General features: G+C 51.2%; 5 protein-coding genes. 2 read left to right on the forward strand and 3 right to left on the reverse strand.

The window, feature by feature from the left end:
* A partial coding sequence (locus AB1690_07365; GenBank protein ID MEW6015125.1) for a DUF1646 family protein occupies positions 1-369 on the forward strand: 369 nt, incomplete at its 5' end.
* A gap of 399 nt (positions 370-768) precedes the next feature.
* Here the strand turns inward: AB1690_07365 and AB1690_07370 are convergent.
* Both AB1690_07370 and AB1690_07375 read right to left on the reverse strand, forming a co-directional pair.
* Positions 769-1641 carry a hypothetical protein gene (locus tag AB1690_07370; GenBank protein MEW6015126.1) on the reverse strand — a complete coding sequence of 291 codons (873 nt, stop codon included), beginning with the start codon at positions 1639-1641 and terminating at the stop codon, positions 769-771.
* Between the two features lie 42 nt (positions 1642-1683).
* A complete protein-coding gene (locus AB1690_07375) occupies positions 1684-3033 on the reverse strand; it encodes a replication-associated recombination protein A (GenBank protein ID MEW6015127.1) in 1350 nt (449 codons plus the stop codon).
* A 683-nt stretch (positions 3034-3716) separates the two neighbouring features.
* Between AB1690_07375 and AB1690_07380 the strand changes: the two genes are divergently transcribed.
* On the forward strand, positions 3717-5171 hold the full coding sequence (locus AB1690_07380; GenBank protein ID MEW6015128.1) for a hypothetical protein: 1455 nt from the start codon (positions 3717-3719) through the stop codon (positions 5169-5171).
* Positions 5172-5246: 75 nt separating this feature from the next.
* Here the strand turns inward: AB1690_07380 and AB1690_07385 are convergent.
* On the reverse strand, positions 5247-5780 hold a 534-nt coding region (locus AB1690_07385; GenBank protein MEW6015129.1), incomplete at its 5' end, for a hypothetical protein.

Below are 5780 nucleotides of genomic sequence, written 5' to 3' on the forward strand. Positions count from 1 at the left end.
GCGGTCTGGGAAAGTTACTTTTTCCAGGAGTGGATTGACCGGATGGAGCTGGATATAACGAAACTGACGATGATACTGACGTTGAGCATCGTGTTGAGCCAGATGATTTCCAATGTCCCGCTGGTGGCGCTTTATATGCCGATGCTTCAGCATGCCGGGGCGGCGCAAAACGAACTGATTGCGCTGGCGGCGGGAAGCACCATTGCCGGGAATATGCTGATACTGGGAGCGGCGAGTAATATTATCATCATACAGAACGCCGAGAAGCGGGCAGGGATAACAGTTACATTTTGGGAATTCGCCCGTGTCGGGGTTCCGCTGACAGTCATAAATGCGGTGGTGTACTGGGTGTTTTTGCGGGTGATGTGACAGAAGTCCGGTGTTGGGTGCGGCTCGCTACGACGGAATGCCTTCGCAGGAATAACGGTTAGGATCACGGGGATCCTGACCTTTTCAGGTCGCGCCCCACTTAGTAGATAATTTTCAGGTTACTGGTGCCCCACCGCTTGCGGTGGGATGGTCTATAGTACGAATCCGGTGGAGCAGGTCAAAATCCTTCTCAGGTTTCGACACCATCAGCCGGATTCCGGGTCAAAGCCCGGAATGACAATTTCTGGATTCCCCCGCCACAGGCGGGCAAGCGCTTTCGCGGGAATGACGGTCAGGATCACGGGGATCCTGACCTACGTCAACTACGATTCCAATTGAGAACGGGCAGATGAAGGACTCCGCCTTCGGCGGAGCCGCGCACCAAAGTGCCTTAGGAGGCTATTTGACAAATTCAATGCTCGCGGAGTCGACCCAGCCGCAAAGGTAGGCAGCGGATGCTCTGTAGAATCTATTATAAGTGATTTTTGATTCAGGGCTTACGGTTACAAAATACCAGAGACCGCCGAGAGAATCACGTTCCTCAGCAAATGCGATTCCATTGCCTGGTTGGGTAAATCTGGCGATTATGTTTCCGCACACTTCCATTTCTTCGAAATCGCTCCAATAGCAGTCATAATCATTAGTAATTACCGGTTCGGTTCGAAGCAAGCACTCAGCGTTAGAAAGTCTGAAGTGCTTTGACATCGTTCTGGTAATGGGAATTTGAGTGTCTCTGAATTGCTTAATAACTAAGCGAGATATATATTTGATTCTATCCGCATACCATATCGGCTCCAACAAGGTGTATTCACCGATATATCCATCGCAACACAAACCTTCTTCAATAACGATACTATATGGATCGAAGACACTCTCACGCAGAAATCTGATGGCTTCACCTTTTAGGCAATAATGAAATTCATAAGTGGAGTCATGATGAAGCCATAAATAAGTTATGTTTTGTTCAGCCGCAATGAGACCATCTAGAATCAGGTCAGGCGCACCGTCGCCTGAATAATCAAACCTCCTGACACTGGAAAACTCCGAAGGTTTCCATTTCGCCCATCTTGCAGAATCTACATAAGGAATAGCTTTTGAATTGAATTCAATTGAATCTCTGACCAGAGCGAACACCTCCGGAGTAATTGAAGGCAGATCACTTATTCTGACGGAATTATCAGATGAGAAGACGACATGTGCCACGTTGTCGGGCATTCTTTCAGCCGACACGGGCAAGACAGTAAATAGTAAGACAATGATGATTCTTATCATTTCAGCCTCCCGATATTAGGCGAAAATCGGTCTCGTTATAGTTCAATCTGATTTCTTCTTCCCCAGCACCTTCTTCCTATACTCCCGGAACTTCGCCAGATACTCGGCAATCCTGCTTTCCTTACCGTGTTGTGAAGGCTCATAATAGACCGTTCCGGCGAGTTCATCGGGGAAATATTCCTGGTCGGTGAGGGCATCTTCGTACTCGTGAGCGTACTTATATCCCTTCCCATAGCCAAGCGCTTTCATCAGATTAGTCGGGGCGTTGCGAATCCAGAGCGGGACGGGCAGCGAGCCTTTCTTTGAGGCATCGGCGGTCGCTTTGAGAAAAGCGATATATGCCTTGTTCGATTTGGGGGCGCAGGCGAGATAGATGACCGCCTGGGCGAGAGCCTGCTCCCCTTCAGGAGTGCCGAGAAAATGATAGGTGTCGCGGGCGTTGAGGGTGAGGGTGAGGGCGTTGGTGTCGGCCAGGCCGATATCTTCGATGGCCATCCGAATCAAACGGCGGGCGATATAGAGACGGTCCTCCCCCGATTCGAGCATCCGCGCCAGCCAGTAAAGGGAGGCATCGGGGTCGCCGCCGCGGACCGATTTGTGCAGCGCCGAAATCAGATTGAAATGCTCTTCGCCGGACTTGTCATACAGATAAGTTCCTTTCTGATGAATCTCGGCCGTCTTCTCCGCGGTGATATGGCCATTTCTTCCGGCATCTTCAGCGGCGGCTTCGAGAAGATTGAGGGCGCGACGGGCGTCGCCATCGGCGACCGCGGCGATGAAGGCGATAGCCTTGTCGTCAATTTCAAGATTCATGGCGCCGAGACCTCGTTCAGAATCGGCGAGGGCATTCCTGATGATTCCAGACAGCGATTCTTCAGTCAGGCGTTCGAGAACATAAACCTTCACGCGTGATAACAGCGCCGAAATGACTTCAAATGACGGGTTCTCGGTAGTGGCGCCGATGAGGACGATATCCCCTTTCTCAACATAGGGGAGAAAGGCGTCCTGCTGGGCTTTGTTGAAGCGATGGATTTCATCGATGAAGATATAAGTTTTCCGTCCCGACATTTTGCGATAGTTGCGGGCTTTGGAGATGACCTCTTTGATTTCTTTGATGCCGGAGGTCACCGCCGAAAAAGGGATAAATAAACCGCTGGTCGCTTTGGCGATAAGTTCCGCCAGAGTCGTCTTGCCGGAGCCGGGGGGACCCCAGAAAATTACCGAGCCGACCCGATCCTGCTCGATGGCGCGGCGCAGGGGGGTTTCTTTGCCGACCAGTTTCTCCTGCCCGAAGAACTGGTCGAAATTCTGCGGGCGCATCCGGTCGGCGAGAGGAGCGGCGAAAGTAGAATCGCCGGAATCGTTTGGTTTTTGCTCATCGAAAAGTTCCATAAGACAAAAGACAATATAATATAACTGAGGCAAAAATGGTAGGCAGGGTTCTGAGTCCGATTCGGGAAGGTAAAGAGCGTTGGGAGGATGAAAAGCCGGACATTATCATCTGACGGCGAATTTGATTTTGTTGGAACGACCCTTACGGTTGCCCGGTAGAAATCCCGCTATACGGGATTTTGTGGGCAGGGGTAAACCCTGCCCCTACAGTGAAGGCGGGGATTGATTTCGATGGAGTCGAAATCAAATTGTTATTCCGGGCAAGGCTGTCTCTTAAGTCGTCGCTGTCGTGGTACGGAAAAGCGGCAGGTCACAATTTCGCGCTGATGGCGATATAAGAATCAAGTGCGATGCACTTGACGTGGCGAAATCAAGACCTGCCGCAACATTGAACCCGGCATTGGTGTCTGACGGTAAATATGATTTTGTTGGGACGACCCTCGCGGTTGCCCGGTAGAAATTCCGCTATACGGGATTTTGTGGGCAGGGGTGAATCCTGTCCCCACGGTAATAGCGGAGATTGATTCCGACAGAGTCGAAGTCTCGATGTCATGAAAAGGTTCCTCACGCGGGGCATATAAAGTCTGACCGATTTGGTCAACGTTCGGGGATGGGGATTCGTATGGAAATGACAGAGGGACAGGGATTCTACTTTTCAATTTAAGTTTTCTTAGGAGGCGGAAATGTCGGAATTGCTGAAAAGAGACGGTTGGTTGGAGATGACGAGACGCAAAATGCTGGGAACTTTGCTGGTCGGAATGGGGGCGGTTCTAACCGGCTGTGGTGTCGGTTCGGTGGGGGAGAAATTTTCGACGCGGGGAAGAATTCTTCTGGACAATCTCCCTTCCTATCCGCCGGGACTGGAAGAGGCGATTCGGTTTCCTTTGCTCGAGGCGATTACGGGGAGAAGGGCGCGACGGTTTTCGCTCGGGTCGGAGATACCGGATGGACCCCTGGCGTTTAAATCGACACATGAGCCGAAACCACTCGATGAACTGGAGCAGATGCTGGTGGTGACCGCAGTCGCCGGAAGCACCGGATGGCATCATATGATTTACCGCAACGCCCGCTATGCGCCGCATCTGGCGAATTACTCGATGGCGGCCGGCGGGAGGACATTTCCCTCGGCGGCCGGATTTCATACCAGTGAAGTCTTCTACACCGATGACAACGGGGTCTATTTTCTGCCGACACGCGACTCCGGGTCGCTACTGGAGAAGGGAGGAGACGGGGAATGGGACCTGAATAAATGGCTGCAGGCGCATAAATCGCGGGTGCAGAAGATAGCCGAGGGAAGATTAAATATTCCGCCGGAGGAGCCATTTATGGAGGGGCATAATACCTGGTGCGTGAACCGTCCGGGGTCAACCGTAATATTCCCGGTGGCAGACCTGGCGCAGCATCACCTGGGGATTCTCTGCTTTCTGGTGCAGAACGGGTACTGCATTTATGATGATATGAATAACAAGCCGATTCCGGGGATGGAGAAGTTTAAAACTCTGGTCGATGTGGAGCACCCGTACCCGATGACCTTTATCGACCAGTATGCCCTCTCGGAGGCGTCGGTAGAAATCGCCTGCGCCTGCTACGCCGGGATGCTGACCCTTCAGGCGCTCGGACTGGGGGGATGGATGTTTGATGGTTTAGACCGGCATACGGTGCTCGGGGCGAGCGGACGTCCCGATATCCCGGGGCTCGGTTTCCGGTATGACACCGACCCGCGCTGGCCGCTTCCGAATCTGACCGGCAAGGCGAATCTGTTCGAAGCGTTCTGTCCGCCGCATTATCCGAATATGCGGGCGGCGACCGAGGCGATTGTGGAGAGAAAATATGGACCCGGGGGACCGTTTAACCCGGAGACACCGGGACCATGGAAAGATACGCGAAAGGTTCGTGGGAGCGCGCAGGTGCACAATGAGGAATTTAAGGATTGCGTGGCGACCATGGCGCAGTATGTTTACGATAAGTTCGGGAAATATCCGGCAACAGTGCCATCGACGTTTGTGATAATGTACCTGCAGGCGCATCATGAGGAGCTGGATTTTTACAATCAGCATTTTTCGCCGGGGGCGTACTTGCACACGCACGCGCGGCATATGGAGATGTGGCATGGGGGGAGGAGGCAGAAGCGGAGATGATTTCGACGGAGTCGAAATCAGGGTGTCATGAAATCCCGCTTGAAGCGGGCCTGACACCGCCACTGAGACACTTATTCAATGTGAATCGAATAAACTGTCCTGCAATTTTTCAAGGTCAAGAATATCTAATGTATTGACTTTAAGATTTTCATCCATTTGTGCAATACAGAAGACTCTGAGGGGCCCGTCATAGGGAAATAAATTATGCAGCTTCAAGGGGTCACTACCCACATATCGATAGAAGATTCTGCTACCATCTCCCAAAAAGGCATACCCACTATTTGTGGTTTTGGTCAAAGAATTGAGTTTGACAGTCAACCAAGTCTCTTGAGTCGTGGTTGTTGTAATTTCTTCCGTTTCAAAATACGGTCGTTCATCAACAGTTATTTTCTCTTGGAGGATTGTTCCGTCTGGTGCAAGCGCAGAGATTTCCGCCTCATCGATGCGATCTTTATCTAATGGTCTTATCATTTTATTTATATTAGAATCAATAGCTTTGCTCTTGAATAGTTCAAATAACTCCAATGGAACCTCTAGGCGGACGTTATCAGAATTAATTATTACAATGCTATTATTTGCTGCAATAGAATCACTGAACGGTTGTTTCTT

Source organism: Candidatus Zixiibacteriota bacterium, assembly GCA_040753495.1.
GTDB lineage: Bacteria > Zixibacteria > MSB-5A5 > GN15 > PGXB01 > DYGG01.